Raw genomic sequence first — 18940 nt, forward strand, 5'->3', positions numbered from 1 at the left:
CCCATGACCGCTGTCCTCGAGTTCGCCGATGTCACGGTCCGAAGGGGCAAGGCGACCCTTCTCGACCAGCTCTCCTGGACCGTCAACGAGGATGAGCGGTGGGTGATCCTCGGCCCGAACGGCGCCGGCAAGACCACGCTGCTGCAAGTAGCGTCCGCGCAGATGCACCCCACCAGCGGCGTGGTGGGCATCCTCGGCGAGGTGCTGGGCACCGTCGACGTCTTCGAGCTGCGCCCCCGGATCGGCCTGACCAGCGCCGCCCTGGCCGAGCGCATCCCCCGCCACGAGCTGGTGCCCGACGTGGTCGTCTCCGCGTCGTACGGCGTGCTGGGGCGCTGGCGCGAGGACTACGACAGCCTGGACCACGACCGGGCCGACGCGCTGCTCACCGAGGTCGGGGTGCAGCACCTGCGCGAGCGGACCTTCGGGACGCTCAGCGAGGGCGAGCGCAAGCGGGTGCAGGTGGCGCGCGCGCTGATGACCGATCCCGAGCTGCTGCTCCTCGACGAGCCGGCGGCCGGCCTGGACCTGGGAGGGCGCGAGGATCTGGTCTCGATCCTCTCCACGCTGGCCGTGGACCCCGACTCGCCGGCGACCGTGCTGGTCTCCCACCACGTGGAGGAGATCCCCCCGGGGTTCACCCACGTGCTGATGCTGCGTGAGGGGCGCGCCGTCGCGGCCGGCCCGATCCCCGAGACGCTCACCGAGCACAACCTCTCGGAGACGTTCGGGATGCCGCTGAGCCTGGCTCACGACGAGGGCCGCTGGTCGGCGCGTCGTCGAAGTGGGCACCGCGCTCAGTGAACAGTCGATAGGCTCTCGTCATGGACTGGCTCGACTGGCTCAGAGAGCACGCGTGGGAGTCCTGGCTCGGGCTGGCCATCGCCCTCGGTGTCGCGGAGATGCTCAGCCTCGATCTGGTGCTGGCGATGCTCGCGGCCGGGGCCCTGGTGGGCATGCTGGCCGCGGTGGTCGGGCTGCCCTTCGGGCTGCAGGTCCTGGGGGCGTTCCTGGCCTCGGCGGCGATGCTCGCGCTGGTACGTCCCTCGATCGTCAAGCGGATGCACCACGGGCCCGAGCTGGTGCTCGGGCACAGCAAGCTGCTGGGCACCCAGGGCAGGGTCACTGAGGAGATCACCGGCCTGCAGGCCGGCCGGGTGCGGCTGGCCGGCGAGATCTGGTCGGCACTGCCCTACGACGAGACCCTGATCATCGCGCCCGGAGAGACCGTGGAGGTCCTCGAGATCCGCGGCGCCATCGCCTACGTCCACCCCGTCCCATCCCTGGAGAGCTGAGAGGAGTCACCATGCCCGTTTTCCTGGCCCTGCTCGTTCTTCTGGGGCTGTTCGTCATCGTGCTGTTGGCCAAGACCGTGCGGATCATCCCGCAGGCGCGTGCCGGTGTCGTGGAGCGGTTCGGCAAGTACAAGGAGACCCTCCCCGCAGGGCTCAACATCCTGGTGCCGTTCATCGACCGGGTGCGCTACATGATCGACCTGCGCGAGCAGGTGGTGAGCTTCCCGCCGCAGCCGGTGATCACCGAGGACAACCTGGTGGTCTCCATCGACACCGTCATCTACTTCCAGGTCACCGACCCGGTCAGTGCGACGTACGAGATCGCCAACTACATCCAGGCCGTCGAGCAGCTCACGATGACCACGCTGCGCAACATCGTCGGCGGCATGGACCTGGAGGAGACGCTGACCAGCCGCGACGAGATCAACACCCGGCTGCGTGGCGTGCTGGACGAGGCGACCGGCAAGTGGGGCATCCGGGTGAACCGGGTCGAGCTCAAGGGCATCGACCCGCCGCCGTCGATCAAGGACTCGATGGAGAAGCAGATGCGCGCCGACCGCGACAAGCGCGCGCAGATCCTCACCGCCGAGGGTGGCCGGCAGGCCTCGATCCTCACCGCGGAGGGCCAGAAGCAGGCCGCGATCCTCTCCGCGGAGGGTGACCGCGAGTCGCAGATCCTGCGCGCCCAGGCGGATCGGGAGTCGCAGATCCTGCGTGCGCAGGGCGAGGGGCAGGCCATCCAGACGGTGTTCCAGGCGATCCACGACGGGCGCCCCGACCAGTCGCTGCTGGCCTACCAGTACCTGCAGATGATGCCGAAGATCGCCGAGGGTGACGCCAACAAGGTCTGGATCGTGCCCAGCGAGATCGGCAAGGCGCTGGAGGGGCTGGGCTCCACGATGAACAGCCTGCAGGGCATCCCCGACGAGGTCGAGGGACCGCGGGTCCGGGTGCCGATGGGCGAGGAGGCTCCGTCGCTGGCCGAGGACCTGGCCGAGGCCCATCAGCAGGTCTCCAGCGCCCAGGCCGAGGTCCAGCGCGCGATCGCGGAGGCCGAGGGCGCGGCCGCGCCCCGCCGCTCCGCCGGGAACGACATCGCCGGGCCCGACACCGAGGTGCCGCCGGCCCCGTGAGCATCCTGGAGATGGCCGCGGTCCTGCTCGCCGGGATCGCGGCCGGCACCATCAACACCGTGGTGGGGTCGGGAACGCTGGTGACGTTCCCGACCCTCATCGCGTTCGGCATCCCGCCCGTCACGGCCAACGTGTCCAACACGATCGGCCTGGTCCCCGGGTCGCTCTCGGGCGCCTGGGGCTACCGGCGCGAGCTCTCCGGCCAGCGCGCGCGCATCCTGCGCCTGGCCGGCGCCTCCCTGATCGGCGGCGTCCTCGGGGCGGTGCTGCTGCTGGCCCTGCCCGAGGGGGCCTTCTCCGCGATCGTGCCGGTGCTGATCGTGCTCGGCTGCGTGCTGGTCGTGCTGCAGCCCCGGATCTCCGCGTGGGTGGCGCGCCGCCACGAGCACCTGGGCGGTCTGCCCGAGACCGGTGCCTGGTGGGTGTGGCCGCTGGTCCTGCTCGCCGGCGTGTACGGCGGCTACTTCGGCGCCGCCCAGGGCGTCCTGCTGATGGCGGTGATGGGGATCGGCATCAACGAGACCCTCCAGCGGCTCAACGGCGTCAAGAACATCCTGGCCGCGGTCGTCAACGGCATCTCGGGGCTCATCTTCGCGGTGGTGGCCCACGTCGACTGGCGCATCGTGGCGCTGATCGGGGTCGGCTCGGTGATCGGCGGCCAGATCGGCGCCAGCGTCGGGCGCCGGCTGCCGGCGACCGGTCTGCGGGTGTTCATCGTCGTCGTCGGCGTGGTCGCGCTGGTGTCGTTCCTGCTCTGAGCCGCGCTCGGGGTGCGGATCGCGCCTGGCCGCGGCGGGGCGTGGGTGCGCTCGCCGCGTCGTACTCCCCACACGAAACCCGCACTTCCCACGTGTTCCTTCGCGTGGGAAGTGCGGGTTTCACGAGTTAACTCGTGGTTCTGACGCCCTCCCAGCCGCAACCACCGACCCCGCCCGAGCGCCCCACCCCGAGCCTCAGCCGTACTTCAGCACCTGCGTGCCCCCGGCGAGCCGGTCGTGCCAGGCCTGCCGGGAGACGGTGTCGGCGTTGATGCCCAGGGCGATCGTGATCCAGGCGGCGAGCTGGACCAGGCTGCCGATGGCGCCACCGACGAAGGGGACGAGGGAGAGCATCCCGGCCGCGTAGAAGAGGTTGCGACGCAGCGCCTGCTCCAGCGTCGGGTTGGTGCCGCGGGGACCCACGGTGCGCAGCTTCATCACCATCTTCCCGATGGTCTGGCCCTGGGCGGACTCGAGATAGCCGAAGTACGCCAGCTGCATCGCCACCAGCAGCACGGTCGAGATGGCGTTCTCCAGGAGCCAGCCGTCGACGGTGATGCGCACGACGAGGCTCAGCACCAGGTAGGGCAGCCCGACCACCACGGCGTCCAGGAGCCGGGCCACGAACCGGTCCAGCAGGGGTGCCGGCACTCCGGCGGACGGCGCGGCGGGGAAGTCGCGGGGGAAGGGCTGGTGGGTCATCTGGGCTCCTCTGGCAGGGTTAGGCGTCGGCGCCGAGGTCGGCCACCCCGACGGCGACCGCGCTGAGTGCCGGCAGACACAACAGCGCGCTGGTCGTCTTCCCAACGTAACCGCCGCGCCCGGCGAGCAGTGCCGCGACGGTGTCGGCGCCGTCGATCGCGACCCCGAGCTGGACCAGGCGCCGGCGCGCCGGGCCGCCGGCGAGCAGGGTGATCGCGCCCAGCCCGATCTCGCGCGAGCCGAACATCCGGCTCAGGTAGGGAAGCTGCGGGTTCGCCGCGGAGTCGAGGCGCAGCAGCCGGGCGGCGAGGCCGGGGGAGACGAAGGAGACGGTGCCCAGGGCGATGCGGCCCCAGGCCAGGCCGGTCACGGGATTCATGGGCGTGACCCTAACCACACCGAGCCCGCTCAGGCGGGCTCGACGTCCGCCAATGAGACGTACGCCGTGTGCCAGCGCTCGATCTCGGCGTACGCCCGGCTCCGCGCGGGCTGTCGGGAGAGCACCACGTCGTGCCGGGCCCCGTCCACGGCGACCGTGGTCACGTGCCTGCCCAGCGAGGTGGCCCAGCGGCGGATCTGGCCCACGTCGAGCACGATGTCGGTGCTGTGCACCTCCTCGCCCATCTCCAGCGGGGCGCCGGTGCGCGCCGAGCAGAGCACCAGCACCGGACAGCCGACCTCCAGCCCGGCGTGCACCCGCGCGTGCCCGCGCCGCACGGCGCGCAGCCAGCCGGCGTACACCGGCCAGGAGTCCATCGGCTTCCACGCCAGCTCGTAGTCGAACTCGCCCTCGTGGTCACGGTGCAGGCTGCGCCCGTAGAAGCCGCTCACCGTGCGGGGGATCTCGCGCAGGGGACGGTGCTGACCCACCCGGTCGACCAGTCGGGTGCCGACGGTGCGCATCAGGAACGAGCCGCGCAGGTCCAGCCAGGGGGAGTTGAGGACCATCCCGGTCGCCCCGGGGCGCCGCGCATCGGCCCACAGCGGCAGCGTGAGCCCGCCGGTGCTGTGGCCGCTGAGCAGGACGCGGTCGTGGCCGTCGCGCTCGGTCACCCGCTGCCAGGTGAGGTCGAGCTCCTCGAAGTACTCCTCGAGGTCGGCCACGTAGTTGGGTGTCTGGTGGGGGCGCAGCGACCGGCCGTACTTGCGCAGGTCGAGGGCGTAGAAGTCGTAGCCGCGGCTGGTCCACCACTCGGCGTACTCGGTGTGGAAGAAGTAGTCGGCGAAGCCGTGCACGTGCAGGACCGCGCCGGCCGAGGCCCCGGCGGGGCCGTCGGCGGGACGCCGCACCAGGGTCGCGACGACCTCGCCCTCGTCGTCGGGGCGCAGGGACAGGGTCTCGACGGTGTACGGCGCACCGAGTACGGCGTCGTGGGTGCTGCTGGTCACCGGCACATCCTCTCAGCCGCTCACCACGCTCGCGCGCGAATCCCCCACCTGGCGAGGACGGCGAGGGTCGCGGCGCGCAGCACCTCCGCGTCCGGCACGTGGGTGGGGTCGAGCCCGACCACCGACAGGGTGGCGACGTCGCCGTGGCGCGACCACCAGGTGCTGATCCCGCCGCGGGTGCCGCGCATCATGCCGCGGGTGACCCGCTGGGTCACCGAGCGCATCATCACCGAGGCCGGCGGCGTCCCGGTCGGCTGGGAGTACGACGTGGGCAGGCGCCCCAGGTTGGAGGCCAGGCACAGCGGGGCGGCGTTGTCGCGCGCCAGGCGGCGCAACAGCCGGTCCGGCATCATCTGCAGCAGCGGCTTGAGCGGCTCCACGGCGTCTCGCCGGGTCCCGGCTGCCAGCGACGAGAGCTCCGCGCGCACCGCGGTGCGGACCGCGGCGAGGTCGGTGACGCGGCCGACGCCGTCGACGACCTCGGTGGCGACGCTCACCGAGACCCCCGAGGTGGCGTTGGAGCGCAGATCGTCCTCGCCGCGCAGGCTGACCGGGACGGCCACCCGGACCGGGCGGCCGGCCTGCGCCCGCCCGAGCGCGAGGATCAGCTCGACTGAGATGGCCACCAGCAGCGTGTTGGCGGTGCCGCCGTGGCGACGGGCGACCTCCTCCCAGGCGTCGGCCGAGCAGTCGAGGACCACGGTCGGGATGGTGAAGGGCAGGTCGTCGTCGGCCGCCGGCGCGGGCATCGGGAGGTCGGAGGACTGCTGGGCGTCCAGGGCGGGTGCCGGGTCGCGGGCCAGGCGCCGCGCCTCGAGAAGCCCACGCCCGGAGCGGCGGGCCAGGTGCAGGGCGTCGCGCACGTCGTCGCGGCGACGGTGCTGGAGCAGGCCGGGGTCGTCGACGGGGAGGCGGCGACCGCGGGTGCCCTCGACCGCCGCGATCACCGCGCCCAGGTGGGCGCCGCCGTCGCAGAGCACGTGCGAGGTGAGGTAGGACAGCACGGAGCCACCGTCGTCGGTGCGGGCCAGAGCGAGCGCCCAGCCGGGCCCGTCCACCGGATCGACCTCGACGGCGGCCATCCGGTCCGCCCAGGCCAGGACCTGGTCGGCCGAGACCGGGTCGGGCTCGACGTGCAGCGCCGGGGCCACCGAGGAGCGCACCCACCGGGGCCGGGCGCAGGGGATCCTCGGCGCGGCCACCGTGCGGGCCAGCCGCCCGGTGGCGAGCCGAGCCCGGATCGCCTCCACCCCCGCCGGGTCCAGCTCGGTGTCGAAGCGCCACAGGGTCTGGTTGACCAGCGGGATGCCGAGCACCCGGCGGGCGCGCAGGAACAGGTCGTCGTCGTAGGTCAGTCGGTTGGCACGGGTGGCGGGTTCACGCAGGACGGGCACGTCGTACCTCCGGGTCAGGCGCTGCGCACGTAGGCGCGCACGGTCAGGGGAGCCATCACGGCGATCAGCAGCACCGCGCCCAGCAGGGACCACAGCACGGAGCCTGCGGCCGGGGTCCCCGCGGCGAGCTCGCGCACCGCCGAGACCATGTGGGTGATCGGGTTGACCTCGGCGACGGCCCGCATCCAGCCCGGCATCGTCTCCACCGGCACCAGGGCGTTGGACATGAACGACAGCGGCATCAGCACCAGCATCGAGGCGCCCTGCACCGCCGAGGCGCTGCGCATCATCACGCCCATCAACGCGAAGACCCAGCTCACCGCGAACGCGCAGCCGATCACCAGCAGGCCGCCGAGGATGAGCCCGGACCAGGACTGCGGCCGGTAGCCCATCGCCAGGCCCACCACCACGGTGAGGCCCACCGCGATCACGTAGCGCAGCACGTCGGCGAGCAGCGACCCGGCCAGTGGCGCGGTCCGGGCGATCGGCAGGGAGCGGAACCGGTCGAAGACGCCCCGCTCCATGTCGTCGCGCAGCTGGACGCCGGTGACGACCGAGGCGGTCACCGCGATCTGGACCATCACCCCCGGCACCAGCCGGGGCAGGTAGGCGTCGATGCCGCCGGCGACCGCGCCGCCGAAGACGTTGGCGAACATCACCGTCGCCACCACCGGCAGGGCCACCACGTCGAAGAGACGCTGGGGGTCGTGGCGCACGCGCAGCAGCCCGCGGTAGGCCATCGTCAGCGACTGGCTGACCGCGGCGCTCATGCCGCCCCCTCGTCCTGGCCGGCGCCGGTGTCCGGGCGCGGGTCGCCGGTGAGGGCGAAGAACACGTCGTCGAGCGAGGGCCGGTGCACCCCGATCTCCTGCACCGCGATGGCGTGCTCGCGCAGCGCCAGCACGACGTCGGCGGCCACGGCAGGGTCCTCCACCGCGGCGTGCAGGACCCCGGGCTCCCCGGGGTCGGCGGAGGCAGCGGCGCGCCGCCCGGTCACCTGCGAGACGAGCAGGGCGGCGCGGCCCTGCTCGGCGGCGGCGACCCGGACGGTCAGGGTCGAGCTGCCCACCGAGGACTTGAGCCGGTCGGGGGTGTCGTCGGCGACGATGCGTCCTCGGTCCACCACCGCGATCCGGTCCGCGAGCTGGTCGGCCTCCTCGAGGTACTGCGTGGTCAGCAGCACGGTGCTGCCCTGGGCGACCAGGTCGCGCACGGTGGCCCACATCTGGGTCCGGGTCCGCGGGTCGAGCCCGGTGGTGGGCTCGTCGAGGAAGATCACCGGGGGCCGCGCGACCAGGCTGGCGGCGATGTCGAGGCGCCGGCGCATGCCCCCGGAGAAGCCCGACACCGGACGGCGGGCCGCCTCGGTGAGGCCGAACTCCTCCAGCAGGTCCTCGGCCCGGCGACGGGCCCCGCGGCGCAGGCCCAGCAGCCGGCCGATCACCACCAGGTTCTCGGTCGCGGTCAGCGCCTCGTCGAGCGAGGCGTACTGGCCGGTCAGTCCGATCAGGGACCGTACGGCGGTCGCCTCGCGCACCACGTCGTGGCCCAGGATGCTGGCCCGGCCGGCGTCGGGGCGCACCAGCGTGGCCAGGATCCGCACCGCGGTGGTCTTGCCGGCGCCGTTCGGGCCGAGCAGCGCGCACACGCTCCCCGCCGGCACCCTCAGGTCCACCGCGTCGAGGGCCCGGTGGCCCGCGAAGGACTTCACCAGCCCCTGGGCGTGCACGGCGTAGGGCTCATCCATGTGCTCTCCCTCCCACCCGGGTCCGCGACCCGGTGGTTGCGTCTACGGTTGCCCCGTGAAGTTCGCGATGGCGCTGGCCGGCAGCCGCGGCGACGTCCAGCCCGGGCTGGCGCTGGCCCTGGAGCTGCAGGCGGCGGGACACGGGGTCGCGGTCGGCGTCGCGCCCAACCTGGTCCCGATGGCCGCGCGGCTCGGTCTCGCGCCGGTCGCGGTCGGCACCGACAGCCACGACCTGCTGGTCTCCGACTTGGTCCGCCGCGACATGCGCTCGCGTCACCCGGTGCGTCGCCAGCGTGCGCTGCGCGAGGTCGCGACGGCAGGCTGGGACCCGCTGTGCGCCGACCTGCTGGAGCTCAGCGAGGGCGCCGACGCGGTGGTGACGGGCCTGCTCGGCCAGGAGGTCGGCTCGGCGGTGGCCGAGTACCGCGACATCGGCTTCGCGGCGCTGCACTACTGCCCGGTGCGCGCCAACACGGTGGTCCCGCTGGTGTCGCTGGGCGCCGGGTCGGCAGGCGTGCGCCGGGCCACCTGGGCGCTGGGGGAGCAGGCCCGCTGGCGGCTCACCAAGGCGGCCGAGAACCGGGTGCGCGCGTCGCTGGGGCTGCGGCCGGCTCGGGTCCAGCTGCCCGAGCGCCTGCGCGAGCGCGGGGCGCTGGAGATCCAGGCCTACGACCGCGCGCTGGTGCCCGGGCTGGGTGAGGAGTGGACTCCGCGCCGACCGCTGGTGGGCTTCCTCGGCCTCGACGCCCGAGCCCGCGGCCTGCTCGAGGACGCCGACCCCAGCACGGACCCGGAGCTCGACCGGTGGCTCGACGCCGGGGACGCCCCCGTCTACGTCGGCTTCGGCAGCATGCCGGTGAGCGACCCCGCCCACCTGGTCGGCGCCGTCGAGGCCGCCTGCGCCGACCTCGGTCTGCGCGCGGTCATCAGCAGCGGCTGGAACGACTTCCCCGGACGCCGCGGCGACCGGGTGCGGGTCGTCGGCGCCGTCGACCATGCGGTCGTGCTGCCGCGCTGCCGGGTGGCGGTGCACCACGGTGGGGCCGGCACCGTCGCCGCGACCCTGCGGGCCGGGCTGCCCTCGGTGATCGGCTGGTACAGCGCCGACCAGCCGCTGTGGGGCAGGCTGCTGACCGAGCTCGGGGTCGCCACCTCGCTGCGGGCGGCCGACCTCGACCGGCGGCGCCTGCGGGGTGCGCTGGAGCGGGTGCTCGGAGAGGACACCCGGGAGCGCGCCCGCCGTCTCGGTGCGTCGATGGTCGGTCCCGACCAGGCGGTGCGCGAGGCCGCCCGCCTGCTCGCCGACGCCGGCTGAGCCGACCCGCCTCACCACAGGGTGGCCTCGAGACCCCAGCGGTCCAGCTCCTCGCGCACGAGACGCTCCAGCGTGGTGTCGTCGGGGATCCGATCGGGGTCCAGTGCGGCGATGCTCAGCGTGGTCACCTCACCGCGGGTGCAGGCCCACGCGGTCAGGCCGCCGCCCAGCAGCCGGATCTCGCCGGCCTGGGCGCCGACGTGATGGGCGATCGCGGCGACGCTGCGCGGCGTCGTACCGACGACGGAGCAGAAGGCCTGCGACAGCTCGCCCATGTGCGAGGCCAGCACGGCCGCGGCGGGGGGCTGGGGGATCCGGCCGATCACGGCGTCGGGCAGCATCTGGATCAGTGCCAGGGGCAGCGGCGCCGCACCTGGCGTGGCCGCGGCCAGCTCGGCGTACGCCCGCTTGCAGCCCGCCCGCACCCCGGCCAGGTCGCGCCCCTCTGTCTGCTCGGGGGTGACCTCGACGCGCGCGATCCGGGTGCTGTTGGAGCGCAGGTCGTCCGGGGTGCGGGTGCTCACCGGCAGCGCCACCGGCACGTGCGAGCCAGCGCCGATCCGCCCGCTGGCCCGCGAGAGCGCGGCCGTCACCGCGACGAACCAGCTGGTGGGGCTGCCCCCGTGGGCGGCGAGCGCCGCGGTCAGGGTGGCGGTGTCGACCTCCGCGACGACCAGCGGCATCGTCCAGGGACCGGGCGGCGCCGGTGTCGGCGCTGACATCGGGGCGGACGTCGGGTCGGGCGTCGGTGCGGGCACGGCGGTGTCGGGCCCAACCGCTTCCGCGGGATCCTTCGCGGGGTCGGCGGCGGCCGAGTCCCGGCCGGGCCGGGTCAGCCGCCCCAGAGCCCAGCGGCCCACCTCGGCGAGCTGCCCGGCACCGTCGCGCAGATCGGCCAGCACCGCCCGGCCCAGCGAGGGACTGGTGGGCAGCCGCGGCGCCGGTGCGCCGCGAACCGCGCGCTCGACCGCGTCCAGCATCGCCGCACCGTCGGCTACCGCGTGGGAGACCACGAGCGAGACGAGCGCGCCACCGCCGGCCACCTCGGCCACGGCGATCCGCCAGCCCCGGCCGAGGGCCGGCTCCAGCGCGGCCTGGCCCTGGGCACGCGCCCAGCGCAGGGCATCGGCGGGGGAGAGCGGGCCGGGGTGCCCGACGACGTCCGGCGTGTGGGAGCTGGCGGCCCACCGGTCGCGTGCGCCGGGGACCCGGACCCGCTCGGCACGGCGGGCCAGCGCCCCCGCGGCCAGCGCGTCGCGGAACAGGGCGACCCGCTGCATGTCGACCGGGTCGTCGAAGCGCCACACGAACTGGTTCACGATGGGGCTGGCCACGCCACGATGGCGGCGCAGGAAGAGGTCGTCGCCGAAGCTCAGGCGCAGCGGCGGCTGCTGCGGTGGACGGGTGGACAGGGGCATCGCGTCAGCCTTCGCGCGTGGGGGAGCGAACCCGGAGGTAGCCCTTCGGTCGATCGGGGAGCCGTCATGCAAGCCGATGTTTGTTACCGGAGCAAACGTGTCACTCAGTGTGTGAACATGAGTTATCTCACATCGCCTCCGGGGTGTAGGCAGGCAAGGATCGGGGTGTGGAGTACACGGAGCTGACTGACTACCCGTTCATCGCCGGTCGTCTGACGACCTGGCATCCCCACGTCGAGGAGGCGACGTGGGAGCCCGACCCGCGCGGGCTCTCCTGGGACCATGCCAACCAGCTGGCCCACGGCCAACGGGGGTCCTGGATCGGGTCGGTGCTGCGCGTCCCGGAGCCGTACGACGAGCAGGTGCTGCGTCGCGCGCTGCGCGCCTGGATCGCCCGCCACGAGGCGCTGCGGACCACGGTCGCGGCCACCGACGACGGCCACTGGCGCCGGCTGACCGCCCTCGGGGAGGGGGTGGACGTCCGCACGGTCGACCAGGGACACCACAGCGCGCAGGACGCCCGCGAGATGGTCGCCGGGCTCTTCGCGACGATCTCCGCCAGCGCCTGGCCGCACCTGCTGGTCGCGTCGGTGCACGAGGACGACGCCGACGGCTTCCTGCTCGTCTTCGGGGCCGACCACAGCGTGATGGACGCCTACTCGCAGCTGCTGTGGTTCGCCGAGATCGTCGAGCTCTACCGCCGCGTCGCGGCCGGCACCCCGGCCGGCGACCTCGTCGCCTGCGAGCTCGGCAGCCACGTCGACCACTCGGCGCTGGACCGCGCCCGCGGGGAGCGGCTCACCCCGGAGGCCCCGGCCGTGCGGCGGTGGCGAGAGTTCCTCTCCGCCGGCACCGGCACCCCCGAGCTCGGATTCCCGCACTTCCCCGACCCGCGCGTCACCGTGGCCGCCGTCAGCGATGAGGCGCTGCCGCAGCGCTCGTCCTCGACGCCGGTGGCCACCGCGGAGCAGGCCCGGGTGCTGGCGGACCTGTGTCGCGGCGCGGGCACCGGAGTGCAGTCGGGAGCGTTGGCCCTGCTCGCGCTGGCGATCCGCGCGCAGCGCGGCGTCGATCGGCTGGACTTCGTGCTGCCGCTGCACACCCGGCAGGACCCGGCGCACGCCACGTCCGTCGGCTGGTACGTCGGCTGCGCGCCGATCGCCCTCACCCTCGCCGGCGCCGACGCCCTCATCGACGTGATCGAGCGGGCGGCCGTCGCGGTCGCCCGCGATCGGGCCCTCGCCCTGCAGCCGCTGCCGCGGGTCGCGGAGCTGCTCGGCCTCGACGACCACCCGCACTTCGTGATCACGTACGTCGACACGCGAACCGTCCCGGGGTCCCGCGACTGGGAGGACTGGGGGGCGCGCGCGCTGCGCAGCCCGGTCCACGCCGACGACGAGGTCTACCTGTGGTTGATCCGCGACCACGACGGGATCAACGTCTCGGCGCGCTACCCGCGCGCAGGCGAGGCCGACCAGGTCATCGGCGAGGTGCTGCGCGAGCTGGCCCGGCTCTTCGAGAGCCTGCCCGCGCAGGCGAGCCAGGAGGTGAGCGCATGATCCTCGCGGAGATGTCGCAGTGGCGACCCGCGCCGGGGCGGCTGGCCTCCCTGCGTCCCAGCGCGGCCTGCCTGGCTGCGGCCGAGGCCGCCCCGGTCGACCCGGGACCGCCCTCGTTCCTGCAGCAGGACCACCTGCGCGCGTATGCGGCCGTGGCTCGTCGCGGCGGCCTCCACCGCGCCTGGACGGGGGTGGCCACCGAGATCGACGGGCCGCTGGACCGTGCGGCGCTGACCCGGGCCCTGCGCCGCTTCGTGGTCCGCCACGAGGGGATGCGCACCTGGTTCGACCTGAGCGGCCCCGAGCCGGTGCGCCACCTGGTGCCGGTGGCGGACGTGGACTTCGAGATCGTGGACGGCGCGCCCACCGCTGGCACCGAGGAAGCCGCCACCGAGGACGCCGCGGACGCCACCGCGGGGGAGGCGTGGCACCAGCGCCTGCAGGAGCACCTGACCGAGCGCTTCGACGCGGCCTGCCGCCCGGACTCCTGGCCGGGCTTCGCCCTCGAGGTGGTGGAGGGCCCCGACGGCTTCGGCCTGGCCTGGGGCTGCGACCACGCCTTCACCGACGGCGTCTCGCAGATCCTGCTCGCCTCCGAGCTGGCCGACCTCTATGCCGAGGAGGCCGCGCGCAGCGGGTCGGACGAGCCGGCAGGAGACGAGGACCCGGCAGGGGACGAGGAGCCGGTCGAGGGCTTCCTGGGCTACGTGGGCGCCGAGCGCCGGGCCGCGGCGGCGTACGACGCGTCGTCGCCCGAGGTCCGGGAGTGGGTCGAGATCGTGGCCACCCACGGCGGCCGGCTGCCGACGTTCCCCCTCGACCTCGGGCTGGAGCCGGGGGAGAGCGCGCCGGTCCGGATCCGGCACACCGATCTGCTCGACGCCGAGGACCTGGCCCGGCTCGACGCCGTCTGCAGGGCCGGCGGAGCGCGGCTCACCGCCGGCGTGTTCGCCGCCCTGGCCGAGACCGAGCGGCAGCTGACCGGCGCCGAGGACTACTTCGGCGTCACCGTGCTGAGCACCCGCGGCACCGGGCCCTGGACCACCGCGCAGGGCTGGTTCTGCACGTTCGCGCCGGTGGCCTTCGGGCTCGGCGGCGCCACCTCGTTCGCCGACGCGGTCGCGGCGGCACACGCGGGGTTCGAGCGGGCCAAGCGGCTCGCGGCGACCCCGGTGCACGTGGTGCTCGAGACGCTGGTGACCTCGGGGACCACCCCGCCGGAGTCGTTGGGGAGTCCGCAGCTGGTCTCCTACATCGACCTGCGCTGGTTCCCCGGCGTCGCGAGCCCGGCGCACGCGCGAGGGGTGCACTTCACCGGCGCCGGCCGCACCGCCAACGCGTCGATGTGGGTCAACCGGGACGCCGACCGGCTCTACGTGGTGGCGCAGACCCCGGACACCCCGTTCGCCCAGGAGGCGGTCACGACGTACCACGAGACGCTGCGCGCGGTGCTGCGCGCGGCGGCGGACGGTCGGCTGCTCGAGGGGGCCCATGCACGTCACCAGCGCTGAGCACTGGTCACCGGCCCCGGGCACGGTGACCACCTGGCGGGCCAGCCCCGCCGCCGGATCCGCCACTGTCGCGGTGCCGCTGTCGCTGAACCAGCGCAACCACCTGGCCGCCGCCGCCGCGGGGGAGCCGTCGGTGTGGCTCGCGGCGTCCTTCGACGTACCCGGCCCCCTCGACCCGGTCGCGCTGCAGGGCGCGATCGGCGACCTGGTCGCCCGGCACGGCACGCTCCAGTGCGAGGCGACAGTGAGCCCCGACGGCATCACCGGGCGCCGACACGAGCCGTCCGCGCTGGTGTGGGAGCCGCGGGTGGAGGCGAGCACCGCCGACCCGGCGCAGACGCGCGCGCTCCTGCGCGCCTGCTTCGACCGGGGCTGCGAGCCGTTCGGCTACCCGGCGTTCGTGCCGGCGGCGATCTCACGCCCGGAGGGCTCCACCGTGCTGCTCGCCCTCGACCACCTCCATGCCGACGCGCACTCGCTGCCGGTGGTGATCGAGGACCTCCATGCGCTGTACGACGCGCGCCGGACCGGCGGCCCCGCGGCGCTCCCCGAGGCGGGGTGCTTCGTCTCCTGGAACCGGGAGGGAGCGCCGCCGCCCGTCCCCGGTGACGACCCGCGGCTGCGCGCCTGGCACGACTTCCTCGCGGCGAGGTCGTACACGCTGCCGGTCTTCCCGCTCGCGCTGGGCGTGGCGGCCGGTGAGCGGGTGCCCCAGGAGACCGTGCTGCGCGGTCTCGCCGACGCCGAGGAGGCGGAGGCGCTGACCCGGATCGGGCGAAGGCAGGGGGCCTCGACGTTCGCGGTGCTGCTGACGGCGCTGAGCCGGGCGCTGGGCCGGATGGGTGGTGCGCACCCGCTCCAGCTGCTGGTGCCGGTCGGGCTGCGGCGCCGCGAGGACGAGCGGCGCGCGGTCGGCTGGTTCACCACCTCGGTGCCGCTGGAGGTGCCGACCGACGGCGCCGCCTCCCTGGCGGTGACCGGCGAGCGGCTGCGCCGGGCGCAGGACCTGGCGCAGGTGCCGCTGGACCAGGTGATCGCGACCCTGCCCCAGCCCTTGGTCCGCACTCGCGGCGACGTGTTCATGGTGTCCTGGCTGGACTATCGCCACACTCCCGGGCACGCGCGCGCCGGGGCTCGCCGGGCGCAGCACATCTCCGCGCCCACCCTGGCCGACGACGTGCAGCTGTGGCTGTCGCGGACCGCGGACGGCGTCGCCCTGCGGGTGCGCCTGCCCGGGACGCCCACGGCACGGCGTGCGGTGGGCGGGCTGCACGACGGATGGCGCGCGGAGCTGCGCTCTCTGCTGGCCGCGCGCTAGGTGCCGGCCCGCTGGCGCCCACAAGGGGGCGGCCCGGAACGCCAACGCCCGCGAGGGGCACCCGGCACGTGCCGGATGCCCCTCGCGGGTGGTGCTGGTGGTGCTGAGGGTGAGGCTAGGACTCAGTCCTCGCCCATGCCCGTGACGGCGTGCGCGTCACCGTCGTGGGAGAGCACCTTGACCTCGATGCGCTTGCCGATCTCGGCGTCGACGCTCTTCCAGTAGTCGAACGCCCGCTGGCGGATGCCGAGGTGCTCGACACTGCCGAGGGCACCGGCCACCGTGTTGACGAACCGCTCGCGCTGCTCGTCGTTGAAGACCTCGCGGACCATCGTGCCGGCCTGCCCGAAGTCGTCGTCCTCGGCGTGCAGCATGTAGGCGCTGCGCACCAGCTCGGCGTCGACGGCCCAGGTCTCCTCCGGGGTCGCGGCGTCGTCGGCCCAGCCGCGGTCGAACGAGTTCGGCGCGTAGACCGGAGCGGCACCCGAGTGGTCGAAGGCCATCTGGCCGTCGAACTGGTAGGTGTTCACGGCCGTCTTGGGACGGTTCACCGGCAGCTGCATGAAGTTGGTGCCGATGCGGTTGCGCTGCGCGTCGTTGTAGGCGAACGAGCGGCCCAGCAGCATCTTGTCGGGGGACATGCCGATGCCGGGGACCGTGTTGCCCGGCGAGAACGCCGCCTGCTCGATCTGGGCGAAGTGGTTCTCGGGGTTGCGGTTCAGCGTCATCCGGCCGACCTTCACCAGCGGGTAGTCCGAGTGCGGCCACACCTTGGTCAGGTCGAAGGGGTTGAAGCGGTAGTTGGCCGCGTCGGCGTACGGCATGATCTGCACGCTCAGCGTCCAGCTCGGGTAGTCGCCCTCGGCGATGGAGTCGAACAGGTCGCGGCGGTGGTACTCCGCGTCCGCCCCGGCCATCTCCTGGGCCTCCTCGTCGGTGAAGAACTCCATGCCCTGCTCGGTGTGGAAGTGGTACTTCACGAAGAACTTCTCGCCACCCTCGTTGACCCACATGTAGGTGTGCGAGCCGTAGCCGTTCATGTGGCGCCAGGTGCGGGGCAGGCCGCGCTCACCCATCAGGTAGGTGACCTGGTGGGCCGACTCGGGGTTGAGGGTCCAGAAGTCCCACTGCATGTTGGCGTCACGCAGGCCGGAGTCGGGCAGACGCTTCTGGCTGCGGATGAAGTGGGGGAACTTCATCGGGTCGCGCAGGAAGAACACCGGGGTGTTGTTGCCGACGATGTCGTAGTTGCCCTCGGTCGTGTAGAACTTCAGCGCGAAACCGCGCACGTCGCGCCACGTGTCGGGCGAGCCGAGCTCGCCGGCGACCGTGGAGAAGCGGATCAGCAGCTCGGTGTTCGCGCCCTTCTGGAACATCGCCGCCTTGGTGTAGGCCGACATGTCCTCGGTGGTGACGAACTCGCCGAAGGCGCCCGAGCCCTTGGCGTGCGGGCGACGCTCGGGGATGTTCTCCCGGTTGAAGTGCGCCATCTGCTCGATGAAGTGGACGTCGTGGAGCAGGAGCGGGCCGTTGGCGCCGACGCTCAGCGTGTTGCGGTCGCTCGGGGCGGGGCTGCCGAAAGCGGTCGTGGAACCGCCGTGCGGTCGGGTGTCACTCATCAGGTGTGTCTCCTTGTTGTCGCCGGGCGTCGGATGCCGGTGGGGCGAAGTGTGGGTGTGTCAGTCGGTGGAGCCGGACCGCGCGGCGGCCTGGCAGGTGGGGCAGAGTCCCCAGAAGGTCACCTCGGCCTCGTCCACGACGAAGCCACCATCGGTCAGCTGTGCCGGGTCCAGGCACGGGGCCGCGCCGGTGGCGCAGTCGACGTCGGTGACCGCGCCGCACGCGCGGCAGACCAGGTGGTGGTGGTTGTCGCCGGTGCTGAGCTCGTAGCGAGCCACGGAACCGGCCGGGTGGAACTTGCGGAGCACACCCTTCTCGGTGAGCGTGTTGAGCACGTCGTAGACCGCCTGCGTGGAGACCTCGAACTCACGCCGTACGGCGGTGAGCACGGCGTCGGCTCCGGAGTGGGGCGTCGCGGCGAGGGCGCTGAGGACTGCCAGTCGGGGCTTCGTGACGCGAAGACCGGCCGTCCGCAACACCGTCTCGGGCGAGGCGGTGGGGTGGTGGTGCACGACGCAGACTCAACCACCTTTTCTGGAACGAGTCAAGAAAAGGCTTGAGCTGGGCGTGGCGCGGACCACGCTGGAGAAGGGGTAACTCCGTGTTCGCCGCGTCGTTGGGGTCTGCGGAGCGAACGCGCAGGGTCGAGACGCGAGGAAGAGACGCATGGTGGACAAGGCAGGCAAGGTGGCGCCGGGACGGGTGACGCCGGGACGAGCAGTGGCGGCGGTGGCGTTGGCGGCGTTGGCGGCGACGCTGGTTGGCGCCGGGGCGCTGCCCGCGGCGGGGGTCTCCGGGGACGCCGATCGCTCTGCCCGGGCCGGTGCGGCCGCGTCTCGCGACGGTGGGCACGGCGGCGGGCCCGGCGGTGGGCACGGCGACTCGGGCGGCTCGCGCGGGCGCGGCGGTGACGGTCACGGTGGGCGCGGCGGCGGCGACCACGGTGGCCGCGGCAGTGACGGTGGGCGCGGTAATGACGGTGGGCGCGACACCGGAGGCGGGCGCGACGGCGGGGACGGTGGTCACGACCACGGCGGTGGACCGGGCCGCGGGGGCGAACCGGGCCGCGGGAACGAACCGGGCCGCGGGAACGAACCGGGCCGCGGGAACGAGCCCGGTCGCGGGAACGAACCGGGCCGCGGCAACGAGCCCGGCCGCGGGAACGAACCGGGCCGGGGGAACGAGCCCGGCCGCGGGAGCCAGCCGGGCCGCGGGAACGAGCCCGGGACCGGAGGGGGACGGCCACCCGGCGGCGCTCTTCCCGGGGCCGGCTCCCCGACCCGAGGGCCCGGTCCGAGCGGGGGCGCCGAAGGCCCTGCGGGCGGTCCGCGCCCGGGCGCCACGCTCGGCGGTGGGGGCGGCGTGCCCACCGCGACCGGTGGCGGTCAGGGCAGGCCGGGCGGCTCGTCGGGCACGCGCGCGGAGGGCGCCGGGCGCGCGCGGGTCGGGCCGGGCGCGGGCGCTGAGCGTCCCGCCGGCGAGTCCAGCGGTCCCGATGTGCAGGGCTCGACGCAGGACCGGGTCGTCGGCACTCGGGTGCTCGGCGCCTCGCGGGTGACGACGACGACGGTGCAGTCCGTGGTCGATCGGGTGTTCCCGGGAGCGGAGCGGTCCTGGGCCGGCATGGCGGCGGCCGGCGCGCTGCTCCTGCTCGGCGCCGGCGTCGCCGTCGCCGCCCTGGCCCGTCAGCGCCGCGCGTCGTCGTAGCTGGGAGGAGCTGGGGGACTCGAGGGAATAGCGCGACCGCACAGATGGTTGGACGGCTAGTTAGCTTTTCAACC

The 18940-nt window shown here is 73.9% G+C and carries 18 protein-coding genes; 9 read left to right on the forward strand and 9 right to left on the reverse strand.

All coding sequences use genetic code 11. The features are described 5' to 3' along the window. The first annotated feature begins 3 nt into the window (after positions 1-3). Genes AC6EI4_RS10585 through AC6EI4_RS10600 form a run of 4 tightly spaced genes read left to right on the forward strand, consistent with a single transcriptional unit; the run spans position 4 to position 3186 of the window. On the forward strand, positions 4-804 hold the full coding sequence (locus AC6EI4_RS10585; protein WP_498422919.1) for an ABC transporter ATP-binding protein: 801 nt from the start codon (positions 4-6) through the stop codon (positions 802-804). Positions 805-824: 20 nt separating this feature from the next. Continuing rightward, positions 825-1295, forward strand: coding sequence for an NfeD family protein (locus tag AC6EI4_RS10590; RefSeq protein ID WP_498422917.1), 471 nt, complete (start codon positions 825-827; stop codon positions 1293-1295). 11 nt (positions 1296-1306) lie between these two features. Next, a complete protein-coding gene (locus AC6EI4_RS10595; RefSeq protein WP_498422915.1) occupies positions 1307-2428 on the forward strand; it encodes an SPFH domain-containing protein in 1122 nt (373 codons plus the stop codon). After that, positions 2425-3186: a sulfite exporter TauE/SafE family protein gene (locus AC6EI4_RS10600; RefSeq protein ID WP_498422912.1), complete on the forward strand. Its 762-nt coding sequence runs from the start codon at positions 2425-2427 to the stop codon at positions 3184-3186. Before AC6EI4_RS10595 ends, AC6EI4_RS10600 begins: the two co-directional genes overlap by 4 nt. A gap of 195 nt (positions 3187-3381) precedes the next feature. Here the strand turns inward: AC6EI4_RS10600 and AC6EI4_RS10605 are convergent, their stop codons facing one another. The 6 genes from AC6EI4_RS10605 to AC6EI4_RS10630 are packed head-to-tail and all read right to left on the reverse strand — an operon-like array spanning position 3382 to position 8418. Continuing rightward, positions 3382-3888 carry an RDD family protein gene (locus tag AC6EI4_RS10605; RefSeq protein WP_498451418.1) on the reverse strand — a complete coding sequence of 169 codons (507 nt, stop codon included), beginning with the start codon at positions 3886-3888 and terminating at the stop codon, positions 3382-3384. A gap of 19 nt (positions 3889-3907) precedes the next feature. Beyond that, positions 3908-4267, reverse strand: a complete 360-nt coding sequence (locus tag AC6EI4_RS10610; protein ID WP_498451419.1) for a hypothetical protein — start codon at positions 4265-4267, stop codon at positions 3908-3910. Between the two features lie 29 nt (positions 4268-4296). Continuing rightward, complete coding sequence (locus AC6EI4_RS10615; protein WP_498451420.1) at positions 4297-5277, reverse strand: alpha/beta hydrolase; 981 nt, start codon at positions 5275-5277, stop codon at positions 4297-4299. A 20-nt stretch (positions 5278-5297) separates the two neighbouring features. Further along, positions 5298-6671 carry a hypothetical protein gene (locus AC6EI4_RS10620; RefSeq protein WP_498451421.1) on the reverse strand — a complete coding sequence of 458 codons (1374 nt, stop codon included), beginning with the start codon at positions 6669-6671 and terminating at the stop codon, positions 5298-5300. Positions 6672-6685: 14 nt separating this feature from the next. Next, positions 6686-7441 carry an ABC transporter permease gene (locus tag AC6EI4_RS10625; protein WP_498422903.1) on the reverse strand — a complete coding sequence of 252 codons (756 nt, stop codon included), beginning with the start codon at positions 7439-7441 and terminating at the stop codon, positions 6686-6688. After that, positions 7438-8418 (reverse strand): ATP-binding cassette domain-containing protein, encoded by a 981-nt coding sequence (locus tag AC6EI4_RS10630; RefSeq protein ID WP_498451422.1) that lies wholly within the window; start codon positions 8416-8418, stop codon positions 7438-7440. Before AC6EI4_RS10630 ends, AC6EI4_RS10625 begins: the two co-directional genes overlap by 4 nt. 55 nt (positions 8419-8473) lie before the next feature. On the opposite strand from AC6EI4_RS10630, the gene AC6EI4_RS10635 reads away from it, so the two are divergent. Then, positions 8474-9733: a glycosyltransferase gene (locus AC6EI4_RS10635; protein ID WP_498451423.1), complete on the forward strand. Its 1260-nt coding sequence runs from the start codon at positions 8474-8476 to the stop codon at positions 9731-9733. A gap of 11 nt (positions 9734-9744) precedes the next feature. On the opposite strand, the gene AC6EI4_RS10640 is transcribed toward AC6EI4_RS10635, so the two are convergent. Further along, complete coding sequence (locus AC6EI4_RS10640; protein WP_498451424.1) at positions 9745-11151, reverse strand: hypothetical protein; 1407 nt, start codon at positions 11149-11151, stop codon at positions 9745-9747. Positions 11152-11318: 167 nt separating this feature from the next. Here AC6EI4_RS10640 and AC6EI4_RS10645 point away from each other — a divergent pair, with 167 nt between their 5' ends. The 3 genes from AC6EI4_RS10645 to AC6EI4_RS10655 are packed head-to-tail and all read left to right on the forward strand — an operon-like array spanning position 11319 to position 15539. Continuing rightward, entirely contained in the window at positions 11319-12710 is a 1392-nt protein-coding gene (locus AC6EI4_RS10645) for a condensation domain-containing protein (RefSeq protein WP_498422895.1), read from the forward strand. After that, positions 12707-14221, forward strand: a complete 1515-nt coding sequence (locus tag AC6EI4_RS10650; protein WP_498422894.1) for a condensation domain-containing protein — start codon at positions 12707-12709, stop codon at positions 14219-14221. Before AC6EI4_RS10645 ends, AC6EI4_RS10650 begins: the two co-directional genes overlap by 4 nt. Further along, positions 14202-15539: a condensation domain-containing protein gene (locus tag AC6EI4_RS10655; protein ID WP_498422893.1), complete on the forward strand. Its 1338-nt coding sequence runs from the start codon at positions 14202-14204 to the stop codon at positions 15537-15539. Before AC6EI4_RS10650 ends, AC6EI4_RS10655 begins: the two co-directional genes overlap by 20 nt. A gap of 122 nt (positions 15540-15661) precedes the next feature. On the opposite strand, the gene AC6EI4_RS10660 is transcribed toward AC6EI4_RS10655, so the two are convergent. Together AC6EI4_RS10660 and AC6EI4_RS10665 are read right to left on the reverse strand one after the other, a co-directional pair. Beyond that, positions 15662-17158, reverse strand: coding sequence for a catalase (locus AC6EI4_RS10660; RefSeq protein ID WP_498451425.1), 1497 nt, complete (start codon positions 17156-17158; stop codon positions 15662-15664). Between the two features lie 60 nt (positions 17159-17218). Next, positions 17219-17671 carry a Fur family transcriptional regulator gene (locus AC6EI4_RS10665; protein ID WP_498422889.1) on the reverse strand — a complete coding sequence of 151 codons (453 nt, stop codon included), beginning with the start codon at positions 17669-17671 and terminating at the stop codon, positions 17219-17221. An 850-nt stretch (positions 17672-18521) separates the two neighbouring features. Between AC6EI4_RS10665 and AC6EI4_RS10670 the strand changes: the two genes are divergently transcribed. Next, positions 18522-18866, forward strand: a complete 345-nt coding sequence (locus tag AC6EI4_RS10670; protein ID WP_498451426.1) for a hypothetical protein — start codon at positions 18522-18524, stop codon at positions 18864-18866. Positions 18867-18940: the final 74 nt, after the last annotated feature.

Source organism: Nocardioides sp. Z43_10, assembly GCF_059766615.1.